This window comes from Janthinobacterium sp. 1L-D-8-B-C4 (assembly GCF_057291295.1).
Window position 1 is genome coordinate 223,352 of sequence record NZ_JBXAVX010000001.1, and the last position, 25,600, is coordinate 248,951.

30 protein-coding genes are annotated in these 25,600 nt (G+C 62.6%); 22 read left to right on the forward strand and 8 right to left on the reverse strand.

Annotation, left to right across the window (positions count from 1 at the left end; all coding sequences use genetic code 11):
- Positions 1-22: 22 nt before the first annotated feature.
- Positions 23-751, reverse strand: a complete 729-nt coding sequence (locus AC0Z42_RS01035; RefSeq protein ID WP_485466368.1) for an ABC transporter ATP-binding protein — start codon at positions 749-751, stop codon at positions 23-25.
- 189 nt (positions 752-940) lie between these two features.
- Between AC0Z42_RS01035 and AC0Z42_RS01040 the strand changes: the two genes are divergently transcribed.
- From AC0Z42_RS01040 to AC0Z42_RS01125, 18 genes are all read left to right on the forward strand, one after another.
- Complete coding sequence (locus AC0Z42_RS01040) at positions 941-2,644, forward strand: GspE/PulE family protein (RefSeq protein WP_485466369.1); 1,704 nt, start codon at positions 941-943, stop codon at positions 2,642-2,644.
- A gap of 1 nt (position 2,645) precedes the next feature.
- On the forward strand, positions 2,646-3,878 hold the full coding sequence (locus AC0Z42_RS01045; protein ID WP_485466370.1) for a type II secretion system F family protein: 1,233 nt from the start codon (positions 2,646-2,648) through the stop codon (positions 3,876-3,878).
- A gap of 8 nt (positions 3,879-3,886) precedes the next feature.
- Positions 3,887-4,429 carry a type II secretion system protein gene (locus AC0Z42_RS01050; protein WP_485466371.1) on the forward strand — a complete coding sequence of 181 codons (543 nt, stop codon included), beginning with the start codon at positions 3,887-3,889 and terminating at the stop codon, positions 4,427-4,429.
- Positions 4,430-4,484: 55 nt separating this feature from the next.
- The gene (locus AC0Z42_RS01055) at positions 4,485-4,934 is read left to right on the forward strand and encodes a type II secretion system protein (RefSeq protein WP_485466372.1); all 450 of its coding nucleotides are present in this window, start codon (positions 4,485-4,487) and stop codon (positions 4,932-4,934) included.
- A 126-nt stretch (positions 4,935-5,060) separates the two neighbouring features.
- On the forward strand, positions 5,061-5,618 hold the full coding sequence (locus AC0Z42_RS01060; RefSeq protein WP_485466373.1) for a pilus assembly FimT family protein: 558 nt from the start codon (positions 5,061-5,063) through the stop codon (positions 5,616-5,618).
- Positions 5,619-5,634: 16 nt separating this feature from the next.
- Positions 5,635-6,192, forward strand: a complete 558-nt coding sequence (locus AC0Z42_RS01065; protein WP_485466374.1) for a prepilin-type N-terminal cleavage/methylation domain-containing protein — start codon at positions 5,635-5,637, stop codon at positions 6,190-6,192.
- A complete protein-coding gene (locus AC0Z42_RS01070) occupies positions 6,189-7,088 on the forward strand; it encodes a prepilin-type N-terminal cleavage/methylation domain-containing protein (protein ID WP_485466375.1) in 900 nt (299 codons plus the stop codon). The genes AC0Z42_RS01065 and AC0Z42_RS01070 overlap by 4 nt, the downstream gene beginning before the upstream one ends.
- Positions 7,085-7,522 carry a pilus assembly PilX N-terminal domain-containing protein gene (locus AC0Z42_RS01075; RefSeq protein ID WP_485466376.1) on the forward strand — a complete coding sequence of 146 codons (438 nt, stop codon included), beginning with the start codon at positions 7,085-7,087 and terminating at the stop codon, positions 7,520-7,522. Before AC0Z42_RS01070 ends, AC0Z42_RS01075 begins: the two co-directional genes overlap by 4 nt.
- A 170-nt stretch (positions 7,523-7,692) precedes the next feature.
- Entirely contained in the window at positions 7,693-8,643 is a 951-nt protein-coding gene (locus tag AC0Z42_RS01080) for a type IV pilus biogenesis protein PilM (protein WP_485466377.1), read from the forward strand.
- Positions 8,640-9,413 (forward strand): MSHA biogenesis protein MshA, encoded by a 774-nt coding sequence (locus tag AC0Z42_RS01085; RefSeq protein ID WP_485466378.1) that lies wholly within the window; start codon positions 8,640-8,642, stop codon positions 9,411-9,413. Before AC0Z42_RS01080 ends, AC0Z42_RS01085 begins: the two co-directional genes overlap by 4 nt.
- On the forward strand, positions 9,410-10,144 hold the full coding sequence (locus tag AC0Z42_RS01090) for a hypothetical protein (protein ID WP_485466379.1): 735 nt from the start codon (positions 9,410-9,412) through the stop codon (positions 10,142-10,144). The genes AC0Z42_RS01085 and AC0Z42_RS01090 overlap by 4 nt, the downstream gene beginning before the upstream one ends.
- On the forward strand, positions 10,129-10,512 hold the full coding sequence (locus AC0Z42_RS01095) for an MSHA biogenesis protein MshK (protein ID WP_485466380.1): 384 nt from the start codon (positions 10,129-10,131) through the stop codon (positions 10,510-10,512). Before AC0Z42_RS01090 ends, AC0Z42_RS01095 begins: the two co-directional genes overlap by 16 nt.
- Positions 10,513-10,528: 16 nt before the next feature.
- Positions 10,529-12,304: a pilus (MSHA type) biogenesis protein MshL gene (mshL, locus tag AC0Z42_RS01100; protein WP_485466381.1), complete on the forward strand. Its 1,776-nt coding sequence runs from the start codon at positions 10,529-10,531 to the stop codon at positions 12,302-12,304.
- Entirely contained in the window at positions 12,305-13,204 is a 900-nt protein-coding gene (locus AC0Z42_RS01105) for an ExeA family protein (RefSeq protein ID WP_485466382.1), read from the forward strand.
- A gap of 14 nt (positions 13,205-13,218) precedes the next feature.
- Positions 13,219-14,310 carry a tetratricopeptide repeat protein gene (locus AC0Z42_RS01110; protein WP_485466383.1) on the forward strand — a complete coding sequence of 364 codons (1,092 nt, stop codon included), beginning with the start codon at positions 13,219-13,221 and terminating at the stop codon, positions 14,308-14,310.
- Positions 14,311-14,317: 7 nt separating this feature from the next.
- Positions 14,318-14,656: a hypothetical protein gene (locus AC0Z42_RS01115; RefSeq protein ID WP_485466384.1), complete on the forward strand. Its 339-nt coding sequence runs from the start codon at positions 14,318-14,320 to the stop codon at positions 14,654-14,656.
- 245 nt (positions 14,657-14,901) lie between these two features.
- A complete protein-coding gene (locus tag AC0Z42_RS01120; RefSeq protein WP_485466385.1) occupies positions 14,902-15,171 on the forward strand; it encodes a hypothetical protein in 270 nt (89 codons plus the stop codon).
- Positions 15,149-15,499, forward strand: a complete 351-nt coding sequence (locus AC0Z42_RS01125) for a hypothetical protein (RefSeq protein ID WP_485466386.1) — start codon at positions 15,149-15,151, stop codon at positions 15,497-15,499. Before AC0Z42_RS01120 ends, AC0Z42_RS01125 begins: the two co-directional genes overlap by 23 nt.
- Before the next feature lie 8 nt (positions 15,500-15,507).
- On the opposite strand, the gene AC0Z42_RS01130 is transcribed toward AC0Z42_RS01125, so the two are convergent.
- The 5 genes from AC0Z42_RS01130 to AC0Z42_RS01150 all read right to left on the reverse strand — a co-directional run bounded on the left by AC0Z42_RS01130 (position 15,508) and on the right by AC0Z42_RS01150 (position 19,982).
- On the reverse strand, positions 15,508-16,305 hold the full coding sequence (locus AC0Z42_RS01130; RefSeq protein ID WP_485466387.1) for an alpha/beta fold hydrolase: 798 nt from the start codon (positions 16,303-16,305) through the stop codon (positions 15,508-15,510).
- A gap of 104 nt (positions 16,306-16,409) precedes the next feature.
- Entirely contained in the window at positions 16,410-17,162 is a 753-nt protein-coding gene (locus AC0Z42_RS01135; RefSeq protein WP_485466388.1) for a LytR/AlgR family response regulator transcription factor, read from the reverse strand.
- The gene (locus AC0Z42_RS01140) at positions 17,159-18,331 is read right to left on the reverse strand and encodes a sensor histidine kinase (protein ID WP_485466389.1); all 1,173 of its coding nucleotides are present in this window, start codon (positions 18,329-18,331) and stop codon (positions 17,159-17,161) included. Before AC0Z42_RS01140 ends, AC0Z42_RS01135 begins: the two co-directional genes overlap by 4 nt.
- A 10-nt stretch (positions 18,332-18,341) precedes the next feature.
- On the reverse strand, positions 18,342-19,520 hold the full coding sequence (locus AC0Z42_RS01145; protein ID WP_485466390.1) for a pyridoxal phosphate-dependent aminotransferase: 1,179 nt from the start codon (positions 19,518-19,520) through the stop codon (positions 18,342-18,344).
- 30 nt (positions 19,521-19,550) lie between these two features.
- On the reverse strand, positions 19,551-19,982 hold the full coding sequence (locus tag AC0Z42_RS01150) for a putative toxin-antitoxin system toxin component, PIN family (RefSeq protein WP_485466391.1): 432 nt from the start codon (positions 19,980-19,982) through the stop codon (positions 19,551-19,553).
- Between the two features lie 29 nt (positions 19,983-20,011).
- On the opposite strand from AC0Z42_RS01150, the gene yaaA reads away from it, so the two are divergent.
- Positions 20,012-20,782 (forward strand): peroxide stress protein YaaA, encoded by a 771-nt coding sequence (gene yaaA / locus AC0Z42_RS01155; RefSeq protein WP_485466392.1) that lies wholly within the window; start codon positions 20,012-20,014, stop codon positions 20,780-20,782.
- A gap of 35 nt (positions 20,783-20,817) precedes the next feature.
- On the opposite strand, the gene AC0Z42_RS01160 is transcribed toward yaaA, so the two are convergent.
- Positions 20,818-21,621 carry an outer membrane protein assembly factor BamD gene (locus AC0Z42_RS01160; protein ID WP_485466393.1) on the reverse strand — a complete coding sequence of 268 codons (804 nt, stop codon included), beginning with the start codon at positions 21,619-21,621 and terminating at the stop codon, positions 20,818-20,820.
- Between the two features lie 89 nt (positions 21,622-21,710).
- Here AC0Z42_RS01160 and AC0Z42_RS01165 point away from each other — a divergent pair, with 89 nt between their 5' ends.
- Complete coding sequence (locus tag AC0Z42_RS01165; protein WP_485466394.1) at positions 21,711-22,736, forward strand: RluA family pseudouridine synthase; 1,026 nt, start codon at positions 21,711-21,713, stop codon at positions 22,734-22,736.
- The gene (gene pgeF / locus AC0Z42_RS01170; protein WP_485466395.1) at positions 22,736-23,524 is read left to right on the forward strand and encodes a peptidoglycan editing factor PgeF; all 789 of its coding nucleotides are present in this window, start codon (positions 22,736-22,738) and stop codon (positions 23,522-23,524) included. The genes AC0Z42_RS01165 and pgeF overlap by 1 nt, the downstream gene beginning before the upstream one ends.
- Before the next feature lie 26 nt (positions 23,525-23,550).
- Here pgeF and AC0Z42_RS01175 read toward each other — a convergent pair whose 3' ends face one another.
- A complete protein-coding gene (locus tag AC0Z42_RS01175) occupies positions 23,551-23,751 on the reverse strand; it encodes a hypothetical protein (RefSeq protein WP_485466396.1) in 201 nt (66 codons plus the stop codon).
- A 93-nt stretch (positions 23,752-23,844) separates the two neighbouring features.
- Here AC0Z42_RS01175 and phaC point away from each other — a divergent pair, with 93 nt between their 5' ends.
- Positions 23,845-25,587 (forward strand): class I poly(R)-hydroxyalkanoic acid synthase, encoded by a 1,743-nt coding sequence (phaC, locus tag AC0Z42_RS01180; RefSeq protein ID WP_485466397.1) that lies wholly within the window; start codon positions 23,845-23,847, stop codon positions 25,585-25,587.
- The last annotated feature ends 13 nt before the right edge of the window (positions 25,588-25,600 follow it).

A 25,600-nucleotide genomic window follows, 5' to 3' on the forward strand; every position in this document is an offset into this window, starting at 1 on the left:
AAATAAATCATTGCGTGCTGCTTCATGCGTTGATGCAATTGAGGAAAGCCTGCTCCAGGCTCGCTTGCGGGCCGCCGCCGTGCTGCTTGCGGCATTGCGCCGGCGTGCCGACAAACACCATCCGGCCCTTGTGCAAAATCGCCATGCGGTCGCACAGCTCGTCGATGTCGGCCAGCGCATGCGAGGTAAGAAATACGCCGCGTCCCTGTGCGCGCAACTGGCGCAGCGCCTGCTTGAACAGCGCGCGCGCCTTCGGGTCCAGCCCGCTCATCGGTTCGTCGAGCACCAGTTGCTGCTTGCCTGACAGCAAACAAGCTAGCAGCCCCAGCTTTTGCATCATGCCCTTGGAGTAATCGCGCGCCTGGCGCAGCAAGGCTTCCGGCGCCAGTTCCAGCGCCTCGGCCGCCTGCCTGGCCGCAGCTTCGTCCCATGGCACTTGCTGCAAGCCCAGCAGGTAGCGCAAAAAATCGCGCCCGGAGAGGTAATACGGCGCCTGGAAACGCTCGGGCAGGAACGACAGCGGCGCGCGCGCGGCGCTGTGGCGGTAGGGCTGGCCGAAGATGCTGATCTCGCCAGCATCAAGCGTGCAGAAATCGAACAGGCAATGCAGCAAGGTGGTCTTGCCGGCACCGTTGACGCCAGCCAGGCCGAACAGTTCACCGGGCAGCAGCAGCAGGTCGACGCCGCGCAGCACAGGGTTGCCTTTCAACTGTTTATGCACGTTGTGGTAGCGGATGGCGCAGTCGCTCATGAAGGCAGGCAGAGAGGATCGGTCTTCATTATCGCCATGGGCGCGCCCGCGCCGCAAGGATTAGTTGAACGTTGTTGGATCAGGCTGTGGTCAAGGCGACAAATAGTTTTTCTTCAAGAAACAACACGTTCTGGAATAAAATGCCGGTGCAATCAGGCGCGTGGGCGTCGAACCTGTTGAGGAGCAAGCATGGCAAGGCCAGAGAAAGTCCGGCTCGGTGAGATTTTGGTGCAGCAGAAATTGCTGACGGAAGAACAGTTGGGCCTGGCCTTGACGGAACAGAAGCGTTCGGGCCGCAAGCTGGGCCGCGTGTTCATCGAGCACGGCTATGTGACGGAAGAGCAGATCTCGGGCGCACTGGCTCGCCAGCTGGCCATTCCCTACATCAACCTGAAGTTTTTCAACATCAATGCGGAACTGGTGCGCCTGCTGCCGGAAACCCAGGCCAGGCGCTTTCGCGCGCTGGTGCTGGAAGACCGCCGCGAAGGCCTGCTGGTCGGCATGTCCGACCCGACCGACCTGTTTGCCTACGACGAGATCGCGCGCCTGGTCAAACGCAATATCGAACTGGCGGTGGTCAACGAAACCGAAGTGCTGGCGGCGATCGACCGCATCTATCGCCGCACCGAAGACATTTCCACCCTGACGCGCGAGCTGGAGCAGGACCTGGGCGACGTCTCGGTCGACTTCGGCGCGCTGGCCGCCAATCCGGGCCTGGAAGAAGCGCCGATCGTCAAGCTGCTGCAATCGGTATTCGACGACGCGACCCAGGTGCGCGCCTCGGACATTCATATCGAACCGCAGGAAAGCCGGCTGCAGATCCGTTTCCGCATCGATGGCGTGCTGCACCTGCAGACCGAAGCCGATATCAAGATCGCGCCGTCGCTGGCGCTGCGCCTCAAATTGATGTCGGACCTCGATATTTCCGAAAAGCGCTTGCCGCAGGACGGTCGCTTCGCCATCCGCGTAAAAAACCAGCGCATCGACGTGCGTATTTCCACCATGCCGACGCAATACGGCGAATCGGTGGTAATGCGGCTGTTGAACCAGGGCGGCACTTCGCTGCGCCTGGACGCGATCGGCATGCCGCCGGCGCTGGTCAAGAAATTTCGCGCCATCGTGCAGCGCCCGAACGGCCTGGTGCTGGTGACGGGCCCGACCGGTAGCGGCAAGACCACCACCCTGTATTGCGCGCTGGCCGAACTGAACTCGGTGGAAAAAAAGCTGATCACGGTCGAAGACCCGGTCGAATACCGCCTGCCCGGCATTAACCAGGTGCAGGTCAACGACAAGATCGAGCTGAACTTTGCACGCGTGCTGCGCTCGGCCCTGCGGCAAGACCCGGACATCGTGCTGGTGGGCGAGATGCGCGACCAGGAAACAGCGCAGATCGGCCTGCGGGCCGCCATGACCGGTCACCTGGTGCTTTCCACCCTGCACACGAATGACGCGGCCAGCACCCCGCTGCGCCTGATGGACATGGGCGTGCCGCGCTATATGGTCGGCAGCTCGCTGCAAGCGGTGCTGGCGCAGCGACTGGTGCGCGTGATCTGTGAAAGCTGCACCACGCCATATGTGCCGACACCGACCGAAGCCGAATGGCTGCGCATGGAACTGGGCGAGCTGGTCGACCGTACCCAGTATCACCACGGCAAGGGTTGTTCGCACTGCAACGGCATGGGTTACCGCGGCCGTACCGGCGTGTATGAACTGCTGGAAATGACGCGCGCAGTGGTCGACGCCGCCAACCATGCCGACCCCTCGCACTTTTTGAAGGCCGCGAACGCCGAGATGGCCGGCGAAACCCTGCGCCGCCACGCGGTGCAACTGGTGGTCCAGGGCCGCACGACGATCTCCGAAGCGATGCGCATCAGCAACCAGAACGAGGAGTAACGTGCCGTTTTTTGCCTACAAAGCCCGCAGCGCCAGCGGCGAACTGCTGCAAGGCGTGATGGAGGGCGCCGATAGTGGCGCGGTGGCCAACCAGCTGTTCGCCACCGGCGCCACGCCGGTCGATATCGTGCAGACTAAAAAAGCGGTGACCGCCAGCAGCGATATCGGCCTGTGGCAGCGCCTCTCCGAGAAAAAAGTCACCTCGATGGATGTGCAGCTGTTCAGCCGCCAGATGTACACCCTGCTGAAAGCCGGCGTGCCCATCATGCGCGGCCTGGCCGGGCTGCAGGAGTCGGCCGTCAGTCCCGCATTTGGCCGCGTGATCAAGGACGTGCGCGAATCGCTCGACGCCGGGCGCGAACTGTCGGCTGCGATGGCGCGCCACCCGGCAGTCTTTACGTCGTTTTACCTGTCGATGGTGAGGGTGGGCGAAATGACGGGACGCCTTGACGAGGTCTTCCTGCGCCTGTTCGACCACCTGGAGTTCGACCGCGACATGCGCGCCCGCGTCAAGTCGGCCACGCGCTACCCGACCTTTGTGATTGTTGCCATGATCCTGGCGATGGTGATTGTCAATGTGTTTGTGATCCCCCAGTTCGTCAAGGTGTTCGCCAGTTTCAAGGCCGAACTGCCGCTGATGACGCGCATCCTAATCGGTACGTCTTCGTTTACAGTCAATTACTGGCCAGCACTGCTGGCCCTGAGCATCGCCGGCGTGGCCGGTTTCAAGGCATGGCTGCGCACGGTGCCTGGGCGCTATAAATGGGACCGCGTGAAGTTGCGTTTTCCTGTGGCGGGCAAGATTCTGCTCAAGGGCACCATGGCCCGTTTTGCGCGCAGCTTCGCCTTGTCCAGTTCCAGCGGCGTGCCCATCGTGCAGGCGCTGACGGTGGTGTCGCAAACCGTGGACAACGCCTATCTCAGCTCGCGCGTGGACCAGATGCGCGACGGCGTCGAGCGCGGCGAGAGCATCTTGCGCACTTCGGTGGCCGCCGGCGTTTTCACGCCGGTGGTGCTGCAGATGATCGCGATTGGCGAGGAATCGGGTTCGCTCGATGAGCTGATGGATGAAATCGCCGCCATGTACGAGCGCGAAGTCGATTACGAACTGAAAACCTTGTCGGCACAGATCGAGCCCATCCTGATCGGCTTCCTGGGCGCCATGGTGCTGGTGCTGGCGCTGGGCATCTTCCTGCCGATCTGGGACCTGGGCCGCGTGGCCATGAACAAATGACAGGGCGTATGTCGATACCGCAGAAGCTGGTGCGCGGCCAGCGGGCAGGGCAGGGCTTTACCCTGTTCGAGCTGGCGGTGGTGGTGGCGGTGATCGGCGTGCTGATGGTGGTGCTGCTGAGCCGGCTTGCCTTCTACCGCGACCAGGCCGAGCGGCTGGCCTATGAACAAACGGTGATGGCCTTGCGCACGGAAGTGCAGTTGCAAGCCTATGCCTTGATGATTGCCGGGCGCACGAAAGACATTGCCGCGCTGGCCGGACAGAATCCCATGAACTGGCTGGCGCAGAAGCCGGCCAATTATCTGGGAGAATTTTATTCCCCGGATGTCAAAAAACTTGCTTCAGGTAATTGGCTTTTTGACAGGAGTGATGGAAAATTGGTATATTTGTTAAATCAAAGAACTATTTTTGACCCCGAGGATTCCGAGTTGCCTAAATTCAAGGTAAGCTTGACGAAGGGATCAGAAAGCGTCGCCGGCAGCGTTGAAAAGCTCGCGTTGGTACCAGTTCAAGTCCGCAAGGAAGTGCCTTTAAGTAGGAAAACAAGTTGACGCAAGCAGTTTTTCTGTTTGTGGATGAAACATTTACATGATTTTGGAGATCCGCATGAATAAGTCGTTACGCAGTTTCAAACAAGGTGCCCAGGCGGGTTTCACGCTGATCGAGTTGGTGGTCGTGATCGTCATCTTGGGCATTCTGGCAGCGACCGCCATTCCACGTTTCGTGGACATGGCGGTCAATGCACGTACGGCCAAGGTCGATGCCGCAGTTGGTGCCCTGCGTAGCGCTTCGGCATTGGCGCACGCGCAGTGGGTGGCCGGTGGCGGTACTGCGACTCAGATCACAATCGAAGGCCAGACAATCACCATGACGAATGGCTATCCCGCCGCTTCCAGCATCGCCAATGCCGTCAACCTGGATGGTTACAGCGTAACCGGTACCGGGCCTGTCGTGGTCGCAGAGGACGCTGCTCGTACTGCTTGCCAGGTGACCTATACCGACTCTACCGCTGTCAATACGCCGCCGGCCATCACAGCGCTTAAAACCGGCTGCTGATCGTCAAGGATGCGCACCGCTGCGGTGTGCGTCTCAAACCGAGCCCAACATGAAGTATCCATGGTTGGGCTTTTTTATTGGCACGCCTCGCATGCACCAGGTTTAATGATGCCGCGTCACAAGCTAATGCCCCAATTCAGTGCTTTTTCCGCCCAGCGTGTGCGCGGCTTCACCATGATCGAACTGGTGGCTGTGATCGTGCTTGTCGGCATACTGGCCGCCTTTGCAGCGCCGCGCTTCGTGCGCAATGAAAGTTTCGATGCGCGCACCTTTGCCGACCAGAACATGAGCATGCTGCGTTATGCGCAAAAGCTGGCCATCGCGCAGAACCGGCCCGTGTTTGCCGTGCTCGGCGCCAACCGCATTGCCCTGTGTTTCAACGCCGCTTGCGATGCGTCCAACCGCGTGCTGGCGCCAGCCGGTGCCAATTCGGGCAGCAGCGCGACAGTGGCGCAGTGCGGCGCATCCACCACTTGGTTCTGCGAGGGACGGCCGGCCAATGTGAGCTATGGCGTGCCTCCGGCGGGCCTGAGCCTGTATTTCAACGCGCTAGGCCGACCTTTCCTGAGTACTGACGTCGATCCGACGTCGAGCTTTGTACTGCAGCAAATTGCCATCGCCGGCGGTGGCAATACGCGTACTGTGGTCGTCGAAGCGGAGACCGGCTATGTCCATTTGCTGTAAGAAGGCGCCAGTCGGTGTGCAACACGGTTTCACTTTGATCGAGCTGACGGTGTTTATCGTGATCGTCAGCGTGGCCGTGCTGGGCGTGCTGCGTGTGATCAGTTTTACCACCGCCAACAGTGCCGATCCGCAGTTGCGCAAGCAGGCGCTGGTGCTGGCCGAATCCATGCTGGAAGAAGTGCAACTGGCACGCTACACCTTTTGCAACCCGATTCAAGACCCGGCGGTTGAGACGGCGGCCAATGCGGCCGGCTGCAGCGTGCCGCAAAACGTGGCTGCGGCGCCATCGACCGTTGATCGTCCTTATTACAATGTGACCGATTATGTGCGGGCGTTCAACACACCGCTGAGATATACCCAGGATGCCTCGAAAATCGATTTTCCGGCGCAATACACCGTGACGGTGGCGGTGGCACCCGAGTCCGCGCTGGGGCCTGCCGACGCCCGCATCGCGCCGGCCGACGCCACGCCGGCCAACATGAATGCGCTGCGCATCACGGTAGTGGTGGCGTATGGCAATGAGTCCGTCACCCTGGTCGGCTACCGCACGCGCTATGCGCCCAACCTGATATGAGCGGCTTGCGTTTGCGCCGCGCAAGCGGTTTTACCCTGGTCGAGCTGGTGGTGGTGATCGTCATCCTCGGCATCGTGTCCAGCATGGTGGCGGTGTTTGTCACCGTGCCGGTGCGCAGCTATATCGATACTGCCGCGCGCGTCGAGCTGGCCGATATCGCCGACACGGCCACGCGCCGCATCACGCGCGATGTGCGCCTGGCGCTACCCAACAGCGTGCGCATCGACCCTACCGGCCGTTACCTGGAGCTGCTGCTGACCAAGACCGGCGGGCGTTACCTGTCCGTCAACGACAATACGCCCGGCAATGTGCTGGCCTTCGATACCGATCCGCTACCCGCGACCGCCACCAATGTCTTCACCATCGTCGGCGCCGCGCCCACCGGTGCGCAAGCCATCGTGCCAGGTGACTTTATCGTGGTCAACAACCTCGGTGGCGGCACCTCGCCGGTCGACGCCTATTTTTGCAATACCAAATGCAACCGGGCCACGGTGTCCGCCGTCAACGGCAACAATATCAGCCTGGCGGCCAATCCTTTCCTGGTCAGCGATGCCAGCACGCTGTCGATACCGTCGCCGGGCAACCGCTTCCAGGTGGTGACCACGCCTGTCACCTATTTTTGCGCACCCGATGCGAATGGCGGCGGCACCTTGCGGCGCTTTTCCGGCTATGCGATCGGGCCGGACCAGCCGGTCAATGCGGGCGCCGCGCCACTCAGCAATGCACCCGTCGGCGCCTTGCTGGCCGGCCAGGTAAACGAATGCCGGTTTGTTTTCACCGAACTGGCCAACGTCCAGCGCGGTCTGGTGTCCATCAGGCTGGTGCTGGGTGCCAAGGGCAGCAGCAGCGGCCAGATCACATTGCAACAGCAGGCCCAGGTCAACAACACGCCATGAAGACCCTATTTCAAGCCCACCGCCAGCGCATCTGCCGGCCCGCCCGCGGTTTCGGCATCGTCACCGCGGTGTTCCTGCTGGTGGTGCTGGCCGGGCTGGGCGCCGCGCTGGTCAACCTGACTACGGTGCAGCACACCACCTCATCGCTCGATATCCAGGGGGCGCGCGCTTACCAGGCGGCGCGCGCCGGCATCGAATGGGGCTTGTACCGCCAGTTGCGCAACGGCAGTTGCGTGGCGCCCAGCAGCTTCGTGGTGCCGGCCAATGGCTTTACGGTGACCGTGCAATGCATTCTGACGAACGGGCCAGGTGCCTTGCAGCGCTACCAGGTGGTGGCCGTTGCGTGCAACCAGCCGGTCAATGGCGCATGTACGGCGGCAGCGACCAGCAACAGCACGGATTATGTGCGGCGCAGGTTGCAGGCGGAGTTCTAGCAAGCTGGCGCAGCTTGTGCAAGTGCTTGATTAACCGTGGTCTTTTCGGGAATATTTATTGTCAATTGTTAATTTTTTAGACTGCAATGCGGTGCGATGAATTAAAATTGATTCAATGCATTATTCTGGTGGCAACATCGCTGCCGGTACTTTGATCGTGGATTGGTCGCATGGGTTTATTCGCAAGAGCAAAAAAACGGGAAGGATTGCTGGCCACGGCATGGACGAACGAGGGAGTGTGCGCCGCGCTCGTCCAACCGAACACTGGCGACAAGCCGCAAGTGAAGGCCGTCATGTGGCATGCCGGCGCAAAAATGGCCATGGCGCCGGCACCGGCCATGGAAAAACTGAACAAGGAGCTGCAGGCTGGCTCCTACCGCTGCACTACCTTGCTCGGCGCGGCTGACTACCAATTGCTGTCGCTGGAAGCGCCCAATGTGCCGCCGGAAGAACTGAAGACGGCAGTGGGCTGGCGCCTGAAGGACATGCTCGATTTTCCTTTGGCGGACGCCACCATCGACGTGTTCGACATCCCGCCCGACCAGAACGCGCCGGTACGCGGCCAGTCCGTGTTTGCCGTGGCCGCCAGGAATGCCGCCGTGGCCCAGCGCCAGGCCATGTATACGGCCGCCAGGATCAGCCTGGCGGTGATCGATATTCCTGAAATGGCGCAGCGTAATATTGCCGCTCTGTTGGAAACCCCGGGGCGCGGCCTGGCCATGCTGTCGTTTGACGGCGATGGTGGTTTGTTGACGGTCAATTTCAATGCGGAGCTGTATCTGTCGCGCCGTATCGATGTCAAGCTGGCCCAGCTGGTTGAAGGCAGCGACGATCAAAAGCAGCAATACTACGACAAGATCACGCTGGAATTGCAGCGCTCGTTCGACCATTTCGACCGCCAGTTTCACTTCATCAATGTGATCAAGCTGGTGCTGGCGCCGACCGGCACCGACGGCCTGCACGGCTACCTGGCCGATAATCTGTATATGCCGGTCGAGGTGCTGGACCTGGCCGCCGTGTTCGACTTTGCCGACCTGCCGCAATTGCAGGATGCGGCTGGCCAGGCGCGCTTTTTTCTGACGCTGGGCGCCGCATTGCGCCAGGAAGTGGCCGCGCCATGAGCCAGCAGATCAATCTGTTCAATCCCGCTTTCGAGAAACGCAAGCAGGTGCTGGCGGCCGCCACGATGGGCCAGGGGCTGTTGCTGATCGCGCTGCTTGGGGCATGCCTGTACTGGTACGGCGCGCGCCAGGTGGGCTTGCTGGAAGGCGCAGCGGCGCAATCGAAAGAGCTGCTGGCCGCGCGCGAGGCGCGCCGCACCATGGTATTGATCCAGTATCCGGCGCGCGTCAAGGACCCGGCCGTCGGCCATGCGCTGGCGCAGGGCGAGGCCGACCGCTCCGCCTTGCTGGAAGCGCAAAAAATTCTCGCTGGCGGCAGCATTGGCAATACACAAGGTTATTCCCCGTATTTCCGCGCTTTTGCCCGCGCCCGGGTCGACGGCTTGTGGCTGACCGGCGCCAGCATCGTCGGCGCGGGCCGCCATATTGGCTTGCAGGGCCGGGCCTTGCAGCCGGCGCTGGTGCCGGCGTATATCAATGCGCTGGGCCGCGATCCGGTGCTACGTGGCAAATCGTTTGCGCGGCTCGAGATCGCCGCCAGCGTGCCGAAAACCTCGGCCGATCCTTCCGTCCAGACTGCTTCGGCGCCTGCTGCGCCATCCGTACCGCTGTCGGCCTTGCCAGCGCTGGCCGGCTTGCCGCCCGATGTATTGCGTACGCCAGCGGCAGCCCCGGTGGCGCCAATTCCCCGGCGCCTGCCCATATCGTATGTGGAATTCGACTTGCAATCGATGGCCGCGCCAACCGAAGCGGGAGCGCCGACACCATGAAAGACGAAAGCTTGAAACAGGGCTGGCGCAAGCTGGCCGCCAAAATCGATGCCTTGAGCCTGCGCGAACGCGTGATGGCGTTTGGCGCTTGCGCCGCGCTGCTGATTTTCCTGCTGTTTTCCTTGCTGCTCAATCCGTTGTTTGCCAAACAAAAGATGCTCAACGAATCGATCGCGCAGCAACAACAGACGATGGCCAATATCGATGCCGAGATCGTGCTGAAAATACGCGGCAACAGCGTCGACCCGGATGCGCAGGAGCGCCAGGCGCTTGATCGCCTGCGCCAGGAAATGGCGGGGCTGAGCACGACCTTGCGCACCGCCCAGAGTGGCCTGGTGCCGCCGGACCGTATCGTCTTCCTGCTCGAACGCCTGCTGCGACAGCATTCCAGGCTGCGCGTCGAGTCTCTCAAGACCTTGCCGTCCGCACCGATGGGCGGCGCCAGCGCCAGTGCGCCGGCCCTGGCAGCAGTACCGCCCGCAGTTGCGCCGGCGGTGGCCGTGCCGCTGGCGCCCGCCATCAAGACGGCGCCTCTGCTATACCGCCATGGCGTGGAAGTGGTGCTGCGCGGCAGCTATATCGATATGGTCAACTACATGGAAGCGCTTGAAGCGATGCCAACCCGTGTTTTTTGGGGAGATGCCAGCCTGGTAGTGGACCAGTATCCGAACGCCAGCCTGCGCCTGACCCTGTTTACCCTTAGCCTGGATGATAAATGGATTTCACTGTGAACGTCGGCGCGCCGGTGGCGTTGTTTGCCCTGCTGGCGGCGTTGCTGTCGGCACCGGCGGGCGCGCAGGGACTGGTCGATCCGACCCGGCCGCCGGATGCGCCACTGCCCGGCAATGATGCCGCTCCTGTTGCCGCGCGCGCCGTGCCGCAGCTGCAATCGGTGCTGGTGGCCAGCAGCGGACGGCGTGTGGCGGTGATCGACGGGCGCACGGTGCGGGTGGGCGACAAGGTAGGCGAGGCCAGCGTGGACGGCATCGGCGAAACGAGTGTCACGCTGCGTCGTGGCAAGACACTGGACACCATCAGGCTGTATCCGAAAGCTGCGGAGCGAAACAATGCAGGGAAGAAGCAAGCATATGTACATTAATCATCACAAGGCGAGCATGCTCAAGTTAACCAGAATGGCTGCCGCAATGGGCCTGTCCGCCAGCCTGTGCGCCTGTGTCGCGCCGGCCCAGCGCGATACCTATGACGCGATCAAGGCGCAGGTGGCGACCGCCAGCGCCACCACCACTGCCGCCACGCAGGCCGACGCCGTCGATAACGCCCTGCTGCCGCCGGTCTCCACCTTTGCCAGCCAGTTGCCGAAAGCGCGCGCGGTGCTCGACGAGCGCTTCAACGTGGCCTTCAACAATGTCTCGGCGCGCCAGTTCTACAATTCCATCGTTACCGGCACGCGCTACAACATCCTGGTGCACCCTGACGTGCAGGGCAATGTGTCGGCCAACCTGAAGGACGTGACCCTGTTCGAAGCGCTCGACGCCGTACGCGACATGTACGGCTACGATTACAAGGTCGAAGGCACGCGCATTTCGATCCGTCCGCTGACCATGCAGACGCGCATGTTCCAGGTCAATTACCTGACCGGCAACCGCAAGGGCAGCTCCAACCTGCGCGTCTCGTCGACTTCCGTCAACAGCGCCGGCACCAGCACCAGCGGCCAGAGTTCGGGCAGCGGCAACAACCAGTCGCAGCCCCAGCAGCAACCGGGCCAGCCGGGCCAGGGCGGACAGGTGCAGGACAGCGCCAACGTCAGCACCAGTTCCGACAGCGATTTCTGGAAGGAACTCAAGGAATCCCTGGTTGCCATCGTCGGCGGTGATGCCGATGGCCGCAAGGTGGTGCTGAGCCCGCAGTCGGGCGTGGTGGTGGTGCGCGCCATGCCGGAAGAGCTGCGCAATGTCGACGCTTATCTGAAGGCAACCCAGCTGTCGGTTGACCGCCAGGTGATCCTGGAGGCGAAGATCATCGAAGTGGAACTGAACGACAACTTCCAGACGGGCGTGAACTGGGCCTCGTTTGCCTCCATCAAGAGTGGCCATGCGAACCGTATTTCGACCGGCTTCCTGGCGCCGGGCAGCAGCCTGGCGCCGCTGCCGTTTGCCGGCGGCCAGCCGCCCGTCATTACCAATGGCGCCAGCGGTCTCGCGGCCAGCACCGGTTTCGGCCTCAGTTCGGCGGCCAACGCGGCCGGCTCGATGTTCGGGCTGGCGCTGCAGACCAGCAATTTTGCCGCCATGATTTCCTTCCTGGAATCGCAAGGCAGCGTGCATGTGCTGTCGAGCCCGCGCATTGCCACCATGAACAACCAGAAGGCCGTGCTGAAGATCGGTACCGACGAGTTTTTCGTCACCGGCGTGAGCACCACCGTGACCTCGACCGGCACCAACGGTGGCAACACCTCCAGCCCGAATGTCACCTTGCAGCCGTTCTTTTCCGGCGTGGTGCTGGACGTGACGCCGCAGATCGATGAAAACGGCAATATCATCCTGCACGTGCATCCGTCCGTCAGCCAGGTCACCACCGTCACCAAGGATGTCGACCTGGGCAGCGCGGGTTCGCTGAAACTGCCGCTGGCGGCGTCGAGCACCTCCGAGATGGACAGCATGGTGCGCAGCCAGGACGGGCGCATCGTGGCGATTGGCGGGCTGATGCGCCAGTCGACCACCAACGACCGCTCGCAAGTGCCGGGCGCCGGCAATGTGCCGCTGCTGGGCGCGTTGTTCCGCAATACCGGCCAGACCGTCCAGAAGCGCGAACTGGTGGTGCTGATCAAGCCCACCATCGTCGAAGGCGCCAACAGCTGGAACGAGGATTTGCTCGATTCAGGCAAGCGCATCGAGGCGCTAGACCCGCGCCGGCCGGCGGAGCGGCGCTAAATGTACCAGGCCCATTTCGGCTTGCGCGAGGCGCCGTTCGGCCTCACGCCCGATACCAGTTTCTTTTTCAATGGCCCGCAGTCGCAAAAGGCGCTCAACACCTTGCTGGTGGCGGCGCGCAATGGCGAGGGCTTTATCAAGATTACCGGCGAAGTGGGCACCGGCAAGACCTTTTTATGCCGCAAGTTCATGCAGTCGCTGGGGCCGGGTTTTGTCACCGCCTATATTCCGAATCCCAACCTGCCGCCGCAGGCGCTGATCCTGGCGCTGGCCGACGAACTGGCCGTGCTGCTGCCGAAAGAGGCCGACCAGCATCAGTTATTGAAATCGATCAACCTGCGCCTGCTGAACCTGGCGGCGCAGGGCAAGCAGGTGCTGCTGTGCCTCGATGAAGCGCAGGCGATTCCGGTTGACAGCCTGGAAGCGCTGCGCCTCTTGACCAACCTGGAAACGGAAAAGCGCAAGCTGCTGCAGATCGTGCTGTTTGGCCAGCCGGAACTGGACGACAAGCTGGCGCGCCCGGAAATCCGCCAGCTGGCCCAGCGCATCACCTTTCACTACCACCTGGGGCCTTTGTCGCGCGACGATGTCGAGTTCTACGTGGCGCACCGCCTGCGCGTGGCCGGTTTCGACGGCGCGCGCCTGTTCAGCCACGGCGCGGTGGCAAGGCTGTACGGCGCCAGCGGCGGCATCCCGCGGCTGGTCAACATCCTGGCGCACAAGTCGCTGATGGTGGCGTATGGCGAAGGGCGCCAGCAGGTCAGCCGGGGCCACGTGGTGCTGGCCGCCAGCGATACGGTGGCCAGCCTTCCGCATTGGCGCGCGCGCTGGCCGTGGCTGGCAGGCGCCGGCGTGCTGGCCGCCGCCTGCACCCTGAGCTGGACCTTACTGAACCGATGAAGACGAGATTGTAGATGAGCCTGATTAACAAGATGTTGCAAGATCTCGATGCCCGCAGCAAGGACGGCCATGGCCAGGGCGCTGACACGGGCGGCATCCGCTCGGTGCCGGAACGCGAGCGTGGCCTGCCGCGCGCGGTGGTGTTCGGCGGCGCCGCCGGCCTGACGGCGATCGCCATCGCGCTGGGCTGGCTCTACCTGAAGCGGCCGGATGTGCCGCCGGTGCTGGTGAACGTGGCGCAGATGCCGGTCCCAGTGGCGATCCCGCTGCCAGTGGCTGCGCCGGTGCCAGCGCCAGTGGCGATCCCGCTGCCAGTGGCTGCGCCGGTGCCAGCGCCAGTGGCGGTTTCTGTGGCGGCGCCTGAACCTGTTGGCGAAGCGCCGCCTGCCGCTGTCGCACCGATGGCGCGCGAGCTCAAGGCCACCGAGCCGCGCCGCGTGGCGCCCAAGCCGGTCGCCTTACCTGTAATCAAGCCGGTGCCAGCCGTCGTGGAAAAAATCATCGAAGGCAAGCAGGTCACGCCGCAGCAAAGCATCGACAATACCTGGCGCCGCGCGCTGGGCGACTTGCAGGATGGCCGCGTCGACGAGGCCATCGTCGGCTTGCAGCGTACCTTGCAGCGCGATCCGCGTCACCAGGGCGCGCGCGAAACCCTGGTGCGCCTGCTGCTCGAAGCGCAGCGCCCCGACGAAGCCATGCGCCAGTTGCAGCAAAGCCTGGCGCTGGACCCGAAACAGCCGGCGCAGGCGATGATGCTGGCCCGTTTGCAGCTCGATAAAACCGGTGGCGGCGCGGCCGCGCTCGACACCCTCAAGCGCAGCCTGCCGTTCGCTGCAGACCATCTCGACTACCGCGCCTTTCTGGCCGGCGTGCTGCAGCGCGAACAGCGCTACCGCGAAGCGGCCGAGCAATACCAGCTGGCCCTGCAGGCCGCGCCCGACAACAGCGTCTGGTGGATGGGCCTGGGGATCGCCTTGCAGGCCGACAACCAGCCGGCGCAGGCGAGGGCGGCGTTCGAGCGGGCCAGGGGTTTGCAAACGCTTTCGCCGCAATTGCAGGCGTTCGTCGAGCGCAAGCTGGTGCAGCTGGCGGCGGCTGGAAAATAGACACGCGATGGCCCTGTACTTCAATCTGGCGCATGGAACGAAACCGCTGCCTCATGCGGCAAACTTTCCATGGCCCTTCGATATCGATATCTGTTTTGAACAGGTGCCGCATCCCGTCACCTTCAGCGAAGGCGTCGGCCATGGCGCCGCTGGCTGTGCCGTGTCCGCCAGCGACGCGCTGCAGCCAACATGGCGGCCGCATTTCGACATCACGCAGTCATGGTGGCTAATTCCTTATATCGAGCAACTGTCGCAAGGCATGCCGCTGCCGCGTGATGAAATGCTGCGCCGCTATGCAGAGCTGCATGGCAGCGAGCCAGAGTGCTATGCCTCAACTTACTCCTGAGTTCGTGCTGTTCACGGTGCGCCGGGCATGGCGTGCGGTCGAACGCCAGGTGCCTGGCATGCGCACATTCAGGCTGCTTTGTCTTATACTGGTTACGGCAGTCGTCGTCGCAGTCGTGACGTGGGCAGCAAATGAAATCAGGATGGACCGGTGCCTGGACAATGGCGGGCGCTGGAATACAGAGGTGGCAGCTTGTGAAGGATTGCCGCTGCCCACGCAGAATAATTAAACTGAAGGTAAAACTGATGACATCCGAGAAAAAACACACGAAACTGCCCGGTATTGCGCTGGTCGTCTGCGGTCTCTTGTCCATGTCCGCCTATCAGATCATGCTGCATGTCCAGCATCCGGCCATGTTCGACAACGATCTCGTGCATGGCCTCTGGCTGGGCGCCAGTTTCGGGCTGGAGCTGCTGGGGCTCTACCTGCTGGCCAGGCAAAACAGGGTGCCGGTATCGCGCCACCAGGCAGCGCCCAAACCAGGGCAGCGTGATGGCAATCACAAACAAAGGTAGCCGCCGCATCGTGGTCGATGCCACGCCGTATCGCTGGATCGTGCGGCCACGCCCGAGCTATTGCCAGGGTTTGGCATGGACGAGTTTGTCGTTTGCGGTTGAATGTGAGGCCGGTGGTGGCAGCAGGCTGCATGTCAACACCGACATGGCGCGTCCCGATAACTGGGTTGAAGCCCGGGCTGGCACCGTCACGCCTTCGGTCGTGTCGCAGGCGATACGCCAGGCTGACCCCGCGAACAAGCTGCCTCAGATCACGCGGGGCAGCAGTGAGGGCACGGTCACAGTGCATGGCAAGCAGCCGCAGCGCTACCAGTCGAGTTACGCTTGACGCCAATATCAGTGGCTGGCCGCCGGCAGCACCCGCCGTATCGCGTCGATCACGATCTCGGGCGAGGTGAGTGGCATCTGGTGGCTGGAGTCGGCCACGATCCTGGTGGCGTTCGGGTACAACGCGCGGACCGCGTCCCTGGTCGCCTGGTCCATCCTGAAGGCGCCAAAATCGACCGCGATCGCGGTGCTCGATGTCGGTTGATTTACCAGTCGCACGATTGGTTTGTCGTCGATGCCGGGCAGGCGCAAGATCATCTCGCCGGTGTCGTCAATCTGTTCGATCTCGCGCCACACCGGGCGCGAAAACGCCAGCTGGCCGGCGAGGCGGCTCCATAGTGGAAAATCCTGCGTCTTCCTGATCATGCGCGGGTACAGCGAATCGATCAGCACCAGGCCTTTTACTTCCTGCGGATAGGCCCTGGCGAACAGCTGCATGTACAGGCCGCCCAGGGAATGGCCGACCAGCACATACGGCGGCGGCAAACCCTGGTGGCGCAGCAGAGCGCGCAGTTCGTCGACGATGGTCAGGCCATCGCGCGGCGTGGCGGCCGCCTCGCTGTTGCCATAGCCTGGCCGGTTATACACAAACACCGACGCGTCGGCCGCCAGCCGTTCCGGCACCGTGCCCCATTTGGCGATGGTACCGCGCGAACCGCTTTCGAACACCACGATCTCCTGCGACGAGGCATGGCGCAGGGTGATCGACTCCACCTGGCGTCCGGCGATGGTGTCGATCCGCGGTGCGCAAGTTGCGGCGCCGGCGGCGCCGAGGCAGGTCAGGGCGATTGCGAGGAACTTGAACATGGGCGTCTCCATCAATGAAAACGCCAGCATCGCCGATGGCATCGTGCCGCGCAGCCGCCGTGCGACGAATCGACAGCCGGCGCGACAAATGGCGACCGCGCCGTCTACATGGCCTTGAACAGGTGCACGAAGGCGCGGCTGACCGGCAACTCGCTGGCGTGGCCGCGCATGCGCAGCCACAGGCGGCTGGCGTCGTCGCGGCGCGTGCCTTCCAGCCAGGCCAGGTTGACCAGGGTGGAACGGTGCACCTGCCGGAACTGCTGCGGGTCGAGCTGGGCCGCCAGTTCGATGATCGGGGTGCGGATCAGGAATTCGCCGTCGACGCTGGCCACCACCGTGTACTTGTCGTCGGCCTGGAAAAAGCGCACGTTCGCCACGTCCAGGTGGTGGCTGCGCTCGCCCTGCGAGGCGAGGATGTAGCGCAGCCGGGGGCCGGGTAGGATGGCCGTGGCCATCAGTTGTTGCAGCACCTGCGCCATGGCCGCTTCCGGCGGTGGCGTGGTGGATGCGGAGCGCAGGCGCGCCACGGTGCGTGCCAGCCGGTCGGTGCTGACCGGCTTGAGCACATAGTCGAGCGCCGCATGCTCGAAAGCCTGCAGCGCAAATTCATCAAACGCGGTGACGAACACTACCCGCGTATGGCCCTCGATGCCCTGCGCCACCTCCAGGCCCGACAAGCCCGGCATCTGGATGTCGAGGAAGGCGATATCGGGTTCCAGTTCGGCGATGCGGGCGGCCGCGTCGACGCCATTGCGCGCCACATGGATGATGTGCAGTTCCGGCCACAGGGCCAGCAGCTGGTCGCGCAGGTAGAGCGCAAGGTGCGGTTCGTCGTCCGCGATCAAAGCGCGCGTCATGCCGCCGCCTTCGACGGCGCTGCGGCGCAGCGCACGTACGGCAGTTCCAGCACGGCTTCGGAGCCAGTGCCGGCGCCGGCGTCGCGCGCCAGCAGCCGCAGGCTGGCCTGTTCGCCATATTGCGCCTGCAGGCGCGAGCGCAGGTTGGCCAGCGCCATGCCGGCGCCCGGCCGCAGCTGTCTGCCGCTGGCGCCCGGCGAGTGCAAACCGATGCCGTCGTCGATCACGCGTACCTGCAGCCGCTCGCCAGTCACGCTGGCCTGCACCAGCAGGCTGCCGCCTTCGAGCTTGGGTGCCAGGCCATGATGAATCGCGTTTTCGAGCAGCGGCTGCAGCATCAGGGTCGGCATCACCGCCAGCCGCGCTTCGTCGCTGGCGTCGATGCGAAAGCGCAGCCGGTCTTCCATGCGGATCTGCAGCAGCGACAGGTACTGGCCGGCCATGTCGAGTTCCGCCTCCAGCGTGCTGTCACCCTGGCGCAGCTGCGACAGGCTGGTGCGCAGATAGCTGGAAAAGGTTTCCAGCATCCGCTTGGCGCGCGGCGGGTCGTAGTCCATCAGGCTCTGGATATTGGCCAGCGTGTTGAACAGCAGGTGCGGCTCGATCTGTCCCTGCAGCAGGCGCAAACGGGCTTGCGTCACTTCGCCCAGCAGTTGCTGCTGGCGCAGGCGAGAACGCCACCAGGCCCAGTTGACGCCCAGCACGAAAAGGATAAACACGGCAAACTTGGTCAGCGCGGCCGGCAGCGAGATGAACATGCCCCACACATTGAAGCCCACCAGCATCGGCACGATGGTAAAGCCGATGGTCATGCCAAGGATGATCGCCGCCAGTGACAAGGAGCTCAAGGCCATGCCGGCGCGGATATCGCGCACCTCGGACATGCGTGCCACCAGCGGCGCCGGCAATACCCGCTCGGCCAGGCGCAGCACGCCGAACAGGGTATGCACGATGCACAGGCAGATGCCGATATTGGGCAGCATGGACGCCCACCACCAGCCCGGCCGGTCGACTCGGCCGAAAATGGCGACAAAGGCCATCAGGCCCAGCGCCAGGACGATGGCGATCAGCGACGCCACCAGCAGGCGCGCGGCAAGCGAAACATCATGATGCGGGCGCAGCTCCCATAGCGAGCGCCAGCCCTGGAGCAAGGTGTTTTTTCCGGTCATGAACGCGGGTTCAGATCGTCCGCAGCCGCGCCAGAGCCAGGTTCAGGGTCTCGTCCTTCTTGGCAAAGCAGAAGCGCACGATGCCGGATTCTTTCGCTTCGGCATAAAACGCCGAGACGGGGATCGCCGCTACTTTCAGTTCCGTGGTCAGCCACTCGGCGAACTGCGCCTCGCTGTCCTGCGAGATGGCGTCGTAGCGTACGCATTGGAAATAGGTGCCGTCTGCCGGCAGCAGTTCGAAGCGGCTGCCGGCCAGTCCGGCGCGGAACAGGTCGCGCTTGCGCTGGTAGAACGCCGGCAGCTGCAAATACGGTTGCGGATCCATCATGTAGCTGGCCAGGCCGTGCTGCATCGGCGTGTTGACGGTAAATACATTGTACTGGTGCACCTTGCGAAACTCCGCCGTCATGGTCGACGGCGCCGCCACATAGCCAACCTTCCAGCCCGTCACATGGTAGGTCTTGCCGAAGCTCGACACGATAAATGCGCGCGCCGCCAGTTCCGCGTGGCGGCTCAACGAGGCGTGCGGCACGCCGTCATACACCATGTGTTCATACACTTCATCGGACAGCAGCAGGACATGCGTGCCGCGCACGATGTCGGCCAGTTTCTCGAGATCGGCCGCGCGCAAGATGGTGCCGGTCGGGTTGTGCGGCGTGTTGATGATGATCAGGCGCGTTTGCGCGCTGACGGCGGCGGCCAGCTTGTCCCACGGCACGCTGTAGCCGCGCTCGTCCACTTCCATGGAAACCAGCACCGGCACGCCGCCGGCCAGCGCGATGGCCGGCAGGTAACTATCGTAGGCCGGTTCGATGACGATCACTTCGTCGCCCGGGTGCACGCAGCACAGGATCGCGGTGGTCAAGGCCTGGGTGGCGCCTGCGGTAACCGTGATTTCGCTGGCGGCATCGTATTCATGGCCGTACAGGCTGGCGATCTTTGCGGCAATCGCCTCGCGCATGGGCGCTGCGCCCGTCATCGGCGGATACTGGTTGTGGCCGGCGCGCATGGCCTCGCCGACGGCCTCGATCAGTGCCGGCTCGCAGTCGAAATCGGGAAAACCCTGGCCCAGGTTGACGGCGCCGTGCTGGGCCGCCAGGGCCGACATGCGGGTAAATACCGTGGTGCCGACGGCGGGCAGGCGGGTTTGCAGGGCGGGGGTCAGGATCGGATGTTGTGAGTGGTTCATGGCTGTGCGGAAGTGGAAACGTTGCTTATTCTAGCCTAGCGTCCAGCCTTCCGGCACCATGATCCTGAACATGCCGGCCTTTGCGGTCTTGCGCGCCAGTTTCAGCAACGCCTTGTCCTTGGTGATCAGGGTGTCGGCGCTGGCGTCGCGCGCCAGTTCGAGGAATTTCTGGTCATCCTTGTCGGTGCAGACCGGCAGGCGCACGCCAGATACTGCTGGCGCCACCACCGTAATGAGCGCATCGAAGCGGGCGGCGGCCAGCGCGCGGCTGTCTTCATCAAGCGGCAAGTGCTTGTAGTGCAATACCACCAGGTATTCGGCGCGGCAGTCCTCACGCGTGATGGCCTGCACCGCACCGCTTTCCATGGCGGCAAGCAAAGGCGCCCAGCGCGGATCGTTGAAGACGAACAGGTCCAGGCAGACATTGGTGTCGAGGACGAGTTTTTGTGGAGCAGGTATCATGTCGGCAATTCTATTTTGTAGTGAATATTATGTTGATCGTGCTTTCGCCCGCCAAGAGTCTCGACCTGGAGACGCCGCCAACCACCTCGTTGCACAGCACCCCCGATTTTCTCGACCATTCCGCGCAGCTGATCGAGCGCATGCGCCAGTTTTCGCCCGCCGAAGTGGGCAGCCTGATGGGCATTTCCGATGCCTTGTCGAGCCTGAACGTGGCCCGCTACGCATCGTGGACGCCGCAATTGATTGACGCGCGCCAGGCCATCATGGCCTTCAATGGCGACGTCTACGCCGGCTTCGAGGCACGCACCTTGCAGCCGCACCAACTCGATTATGCCCAGTCGCAGGTGCGCATCCTGTCGGGCCTGTACGGCTTGCTGCGCCCGCTGGACCTGATCCACCCGCACCGGCTCGAAATGGGCACGCGGCTGTCGACTGCGCGCGGCAAGGACCTGTACGCATTCTGGGGCGACACCATCACCAACGCCCTGAACCGCACCGCCAGCGAGAAGAAAGCCAAAGTGCTGGTCAACCTGGCGTCGGAAGAATACTTCAAATCCGTCAAGCCGCGCCAGTTGAGCGTGCCGGTGATCACGCCGGTGTTCGAGGACTGGAAGAACGGCAAGTATAAAATCATCTCGTTCTACGCCAAGCGCGCGCGCGGCATGCTGGCGCGCTATGCGGCCGTCAACGGTATCCGCGATCCCGAGCAACTGAAGCAATTCGACGTCGATGGCTATGCTTATGTGCCGGAGGCATCGAATGACAGCAGCTGGGTGTTCCGGCGCAAGGTGGCCGAGTAAGAAAAAAACCGGAGCAAGCTCCGGTTTTTTGATGCTTACTGCCAGAAATTCCACCAGCGGCGTTCCTTGTTCACCCCTTCAGGGCTGAGGAAGGCGGTGGTTGGATAGTTCTTGTTCAGCACGCGCAGGGCGTCGTCGCGCAGGTCGGTCATGCCCAGCTTGTCATACGAGCGGTACATGATGAACAGTGCTTCTTCGATCGCCGGCGAGGCGGCAAAGTCGCTCAAGGTCGTTTGCGCGCGGTTGGCGGCGGCCAGGTAGGCGCCGCGGCGGTAGTAATAGCGCGCCACATGGACTTCGTACTTGGCCATGGCGTCGATCAGATAGTTCATGCGCGCCAGCGAGTCCGGCGTGTACTGGCTGTTCGGGAACTTGTCGACCAATTGCTTGAAGGCCGCAAACGCTTCGCGCGTGGCTTTCGGATCTCGTTCGGTCGGATCTTGCTCGTACAGGAAGTTCATGAAGCTGATCTGGTCGTTAAAGCTGATCAGGCCCCGCAAGTAGTACATATAATCCACATTGGCGTGGTTAGGATGCAACTTGATGAAGCGTTCGACAGCGGCCAGTGCCTGCGCCTGGTCTCCCGACTTATAATACGCGTAAGCGATCTCCATCTGCGCTTGCAGAGCGTAGTTGCCGAAAGGGTAGTTAGCCTCCAGCTTCTGGAACAGTCCGATTGCAGCCTCATAGTGCTGACCGGACATTTCTTCACGCGCCTCCGAGTATAATTTCGTAACAGACCAGTTTTTGGTCTCATCCACTTTTTCCGGCAACAAGCTGCAAGCGGACATGCCGAGCAGAACGACTGAAGCGACTACCAACGATAATTTTTTTTGCATGACGTTTTGCAAGAAGGTTTTAACCAAGATTTTACAATAGGCTGATTATAGCCGATGGGAATGCTGTGATATTAACTCCGAAGCCTAATTTGGCTGACTCCGTGTCTGACTCCCTTTCTGAACAAGACGCGGACGACGTCTTTGATGGTGATTTTTCTGCCGACGAGATCATCGACGACATGGCGCCGATCGAACTCGAACTGACGCCGGACGCCTGTGGACAACGCCTCGACAAAGTCATTTCCAAGCTGGTGCCGCAGTACTCGCGCAGCCGCTTGCAGCTGTGGGTCGAGGCCGGATTCGTCACCGTCGATGGAAAAGTTGCCAAGCGCAACATGACCGCCTATGGCGATGAAAAGATCGTCATTCTGCCGCAAAGCGCGCCGGAAGACGAGGCTTTTAAACCCGAAGCGATGGAATTGAACATCGTGCACGAAGACGAGCATATCATCGTCATCAACAAACCGGCCGGACTGGTGGTGCATCCGGGACCGGGCAACTGGTCGGGCACCTTGCTCAACGGCCTGTTGCACCACTGCCCGCAACTGGGCGGCGTGCCGCGCGCCGGCATCGTGCACCGGCTGGACAAGGATACCAGCGGCCTGATGGTGGTCGGCAAGACGCTCGCCTCGCAGACCGACCTGGTACGCCAGTTGCAGGCGCGCACCGTCAAGCGCGAATACTTTGCGCTGGTGTGGGGCACGCCGAAACCGTCCGGCACCATCGACGCCTCGATCGCGCGCCACCCGCGCGACCGCGTGAAGATGGCAGTATCGGAAAATTTCACGGCCAAGCCGGCAATTACCCATTACGAGCTGCTCGATAGTGGCGAGCTGGACCGCCGTCCCGTCAGCCTGATGCAATGCCGCCTGGAAACAGGCCGCACCCATCAGATCCGCGTGCACATGCAGCATCTGGGCTTTGCCCTGGTCGGCGACGCCGTGTATGGCAAGCAGCACCTGGTGTCGGTCTTTCCGCGCCAGGCGCTGCAGGCGCGCCGCCTGGGCCTGGTGCATCCGGGCAGCGGCAAGCAGTGCGAGTGGATCGTGCCGGTGGCCGACGACTTTGCCGAACTGCTGGCCACGGCCGGCATTCCCGAGCCGGAACAGGTCTGATGGCTGCCCCTGCCTTGCCTGTCATCGTGCCGCACTGGCCCGGCCTGCCTGCCAACGTGGGCGCCTTGTCGACCATGCGCGCGGGCGGCGTCAGCCTGGCGCCATATGGTGACGGGCAGGGCGGTGGCGGCCTGAACCTGGGCGTGCATGTGGCCGACGACCCCAACCACGTGGCGCAGAACCGGGCACGGCTGGCGGCGATGTTGCCGGCGCAACCTGCCTGGCTGAACCAGGTGCACGGCGTGGCGGTGGCGGACGCGGCCAGTTTGAACGGCAACGTGCCCGATGCCGACGCCAGCGTGGCGTCCGAGCCCGGCGTGGTCTGCCTGGTGATGACGGCCGATTGCCTGCCGGTGCTGTTCAGTTCCAGCGACGGCCAGGTGGTGGCTGCCGCCCATGCGGGCTGGCGCGGCCTGGCAAACGGTGTGTTGCAGTGCACGGTGCAAGCCATGCGCAAACGCGGCGCGACCGATATCCTGGCCTGGCTGGGGCCTGCCATTGGCCCACAGCAATTTGAAGTGGGGCACGATGTGCTGCAAACGTTTCTCGATAGCGCGCTTGACGCCGCCGAACGGCAGGCATTCCAGACGGCGTTCAATGCCATCGCCGGCAAGCCGGGCAAATACCTGGCTGATATCTACGCGCTGGGGCGTTTGATGCTGGCGCGCGAAGGCGTGACGCAGGTGGCGGGCGGCGAGCATTGCACCGTCAGCGATGCGTCGCGGTTTTATTCCTACCGGCGCGATGGCGTCACGGGACGACAGGCCAGTTTGATCTGGCGCAAATAACCTTGACACACCCCAGCGGCAGGCACTTATGTGTCTGCCGTTTTTGTTTTATCGTCGGTATCTGCCTTTCGCTGCGCCTTGCGTTTGCGCCGCCGCGAACCAGTCAGATAGAATAGGATCGACAGCGGCACCACGCAGTACAGTAAAAACGTCATCAGGCCGGCGACGACCGACGGCTCCGTCAGCGCCATCAGGCCGACGACATAGATCCAGGCGATGGCGGTCATCAGCATCATGATCGGTAAAAACAGTCAGTAAAAGTTTGCATGCAGGGCCCAGGTAGCGGTTGACTTTTTAAATTCTCGAATGGACTTAACCATATGAATATGCCCGATCCTCAAGCAATGACCAAGGAGTGGATGGCGCAGATCAGCGACCCGAACCATTGGAAGACGTGGTTCAACATGGTGCCGCAGCCGGCAAGCAATCCGATTGCGGGCATTTTGCAGGATGCCGGCGCCAGCATCAAGCCGGAAGTGATCGAGCAACTGAAAAACGCCTACATGGCCAAGCTGACGGGCTTGTGGACCGACTTCATGGCAGGCAAGACGCCGGAAGTGAAAGACCGCCGGTTTGCCGCGCCGGCCTGGCACGCCAGCCCGCTGTCGGCCTTCAATGCGGCATCGTACCTCTTGAATGGCGAATTGCTGACTTCCATGGCCGAGGCGGTGGAGGCGACGCCGCACCAGAAACAGAAGATCCGCTTTGCGGTGCAGCAGATCGTCGACGCCATGTCGCCGGCCAATTTCCTGGCCACCAATCCCGACGCCCAGCAAACCCTGATCGAGACCAAGGGTGAAAGCCTGGCCAAGGGGCTGACGAACATGCTGGCCGACATGCAGAAGGGCCGCATTTCGCAGTCCGACGAAAAAGCCTTCGAAGTGGGCCGCAACGTGGCCACCACACCCGGCACGGTGGTGTTTGAAAACGCGCTGTTCCAGCTGATCCAGTACACGCCGACGACCGCCACAGTACACCAGCGTCCGCTGCTGATGGTGCCGCCGTGCATCAATAAATTCTATATCCTTGACTTGCAGCCTGAAAATTCGCTGGTGCGCTATGCCGTGGAGCAGGGCAATACCGTGTTTTTGATGTCGTGGCGCAATGCCGACATGAGCATGCAGCACATTACCTGGGACGATTACGTGGAGCAGGGCGTGATCGAGGCGATCACGGTGACGCAAGAAATTTCCGGCCAGGAAAAACTCAACATGTTCGGCTTTTGCGTGGGCGGCACCATCGTCTCGACCGCGCTGGCCGTCTTGAGGGCGCGCGGACAGGAGCCGGCCGCCAGCCTGACCCTGCTGACGACGTTCCTCGATTTCTGCGATACCGGTGCGCTGGAAGTGTTCATCGACGAGCCGCAAGTTGCCCTGCGCGAGCAAAGCCTGGCCAAGGGCGGCCTGATGTCGGGACGCGACCTGGGCAGCACCTTTTCCAGCCTGCGTCCGAACGACCTGGTATGGAACTACGTGCAGTCGAACTATCTGAAAGGCAAGGAGCCGCCGGCATTTGACTTGCTGTACTGGAATGGCGACGGCACCAGCCTGCCCGGCCCCATGTTCTGCTGGTATCTGCGCAATACCTACCTGGAAAACAGCCTGAAAGTGCCGGGCAAGCTGACGGTGGCCGGCGAAAAGGTCGACTTGTCGAGCATCGACGCGCCCGCCTTTATCTACGGCTCGCGCGAAGACCATATCGTGCCCTGGGGCGCCGCCTACGCCAGCACGGGGCTGCTGAACCCGAAAAAGCCCAAGGCCAACCGCTTTATCCTGGGCGCCTCGGGCCATATCGCTGGCGTGATCAATCCGGCCTCGAAGAAAAAACGCAGCTACTGGAGCAACGATCAACCGACCTCGGCGCGCGCCAAGGCCAAGCTCCTGAGTGCCGAGCAGTGGCTGGAAGGCGCGACCGAGCATGCCGGCAGCTGGTGGCCGGAATGGGCCGCCTTCCTGGCCCAGCACGGCGGCGCAGACGTGAAAGCGCCTGCCAAGCCCGGCAGCAAACGCTATCCTTCCATCGAGGCGGCGCCGGGGCGCTATGTGAAGGTCAGGGCGGACTAGATGTCCAACTTGA

Coding starts and splice junctions, on each gene's coding strand:
- AC0Z42_RS01035 (WP_485466368.1), bottom strand. CDS start 751: ATGAGCGACTGCGCCATCCGCTACCACAACGTGCATAAACAGTTGAAA.
- AC0Z42_RS01040 (WP_485466369.1), top strand. CDS start 941: ATGGCAAGGCCAGAGAAAGTCCGGCTCGGTGAGATTTTGGTGCAGCAG.
- AC0Z42_RS01050 (WP_485466371.1), top strand. CDS start 3,887: ATGTCGATACCGCAGAAGCTGGTGCGCGGCCAGCGGGCAGGGCAGGGC.
- AC0Z42_RS01055 (WP_485466372.1), top strand. CDS start 4,485: ATGAATAAGTCGTTACGCAGTTTCAAACAAGGTGCCCAGGCGGGTTTC.
- AC0Z42_RS01060 (WP_485466373.1), top strand. CDS start 5,061: ATGCCCCAATTCAGTGCTTTTTCCGCCCAGCGTGTGCGCGGCTTCACC.
- AC0Z42_RS01070 (WP_485466375.1), top strand. CDS start 6,189: ATGAGCGGCTTGCGTTTGCGCCGCGCAAGCGGTTTTACCCTGGTCGAG.
- AC0Z42_RS01075 (WP_485466376.1), top strand. CDS start 7,085: ATGAAGACCCTATTTCAAGCCCACCGCCAGCGCATCTGCCGGCCCGCC.
- AC0Z42_RS01080 (WP_485466377.1), top strand. CDS start 7,693: ATGGGTTTATTCGCAAGAGCAAAAAAACGGGAAGGATTGCTGGCCACG.
- AC0Z42_RS01085 (WP_485466378.1), top strand. CDS start 8,640: ATGAGCCAGCAGATCAATCTGTTCAATCCCGCTTTCGAGAAACGCAAG.
- AC0Z42_RS01090 (WP_485466379.1), top strand. CDS start 9,410: ATGAAAGACGAAAGCTTGAAACAGGGCTGGCGCAAGCTGGCCGCCAAA.
- AC0Z42_RS01095 (WP_485466380.1), top strand. CDS start 10,129: ATGGATTTCACTGTGAACGTCGGCGCGCCGGTGGCGTTGTTTGCCCTG.
- mshL (WP_485466381.1), top strand. CDS start 10,529: ATGCTCAAGTTAACCAGAATGGCTGCCGCAATGGGCCTGTCCGCCAGC.
- AC0Z42_RS01105 (WP_485466382.1), top strand. CDS start 12,305: ATGTACCAGGCCCATTTCGGCTTGCGCGAGGCGCCGTTCGGCCTCACG.
- AC0Z42_RS01110 (WP_485466383.1), top strand. CDS start 13,219: ATGAGCCTGATTAACAAGATGTTGCAAGATCTCGATGCCCGCAGCAAG.
- AC0Z42_RS01115 (WP_485466384.1), top strand. CDS start 14,318: ATGGCCCTGTACTTCAATCTGGCGCATGGAACGAAACCGCTGCCTCAT.
- AC0Z42_RS01120 (WP_485466385.1), top strand. CDS start 14,902: ATGACATCCGAGAAAAAACACACGAAACTGCCCGGTATTGCGCTGGTC.
- AC0Z42_RS01125 (WP_485466386.1), top strand. CDS start 15,149: ATGGCAATCACAAACAAAGGTAGCCGCCGCATCGTGGTCGATGCCACG.
- AC0Z42_RS01130 (WP_485466387.1), bottom strand. CDS start 16,305: ATGTTCAAGTTCCTCGCAATCGCCCTGACCTGCCTCGGCGCCGCCGGC.
- AC0Z42_RS01135 (WP_485466388.1), bottom strand. CDS start 17,162: ATGACGCGCGCTTTGATCGCGGACGACGAACCGCACCTTGCGCTCTAC.
- AC0Z42_RS01140 (WP_485466389.1), bottom strand. CDS start 18,331: ATGACCGGAAAAAACACCTTGCTCCAGGGCTGGCGCTCGCTATGGGAG.
- AC0Z42_RS01145 (WP_485466390.1), bottom strand. CDS start 19,520: ATGAACCACTCACAACATCCGATCCTGACCCCCGCCCTGCAAACCCGC.
- AC0Z42_RS01150 (WP_485466391.1), bottom strand. CDS start 19,982: ATGATACCTGCTCCACAAAAACTCGTCCTCGACACCAATGTCTGCCTG.
- yaaA (WP_485466392.1), top strand. CDS start 20,012: ATGTTGATCGTGCTTTCGCCCGCCAAGAGTCTCGACCTGGAGACGCCG.
- AC0Z42_RS01160 (WP_485466393.1), bottom strand. CDS start 21,621: ATGCAAAAAAAATTATCGTTGGTAGTCGCTTCAGTCGTTCTGCTCGGC.
- pgeF (WP_485466395.1), top strand. CDS start 22,736: ATGGCTGCCCCTGCCTTGCCTGTCATCGTGCCGCACTGGCCCGGCCTG.
- AC0Z42_RS01175 (WP_485466396.1), bottom strand. CDS start 23,751: ATGACCGCCATCGCCTGGATCTATGTCGTCGGCCTGATGGCGCTGACG.
- phaC (WP_485466397.1), top strand. CDS start 23,845: ATGAATATGCCCGATCCTCAAGCAATGACCAAGGAGTGGATGGCGCAG.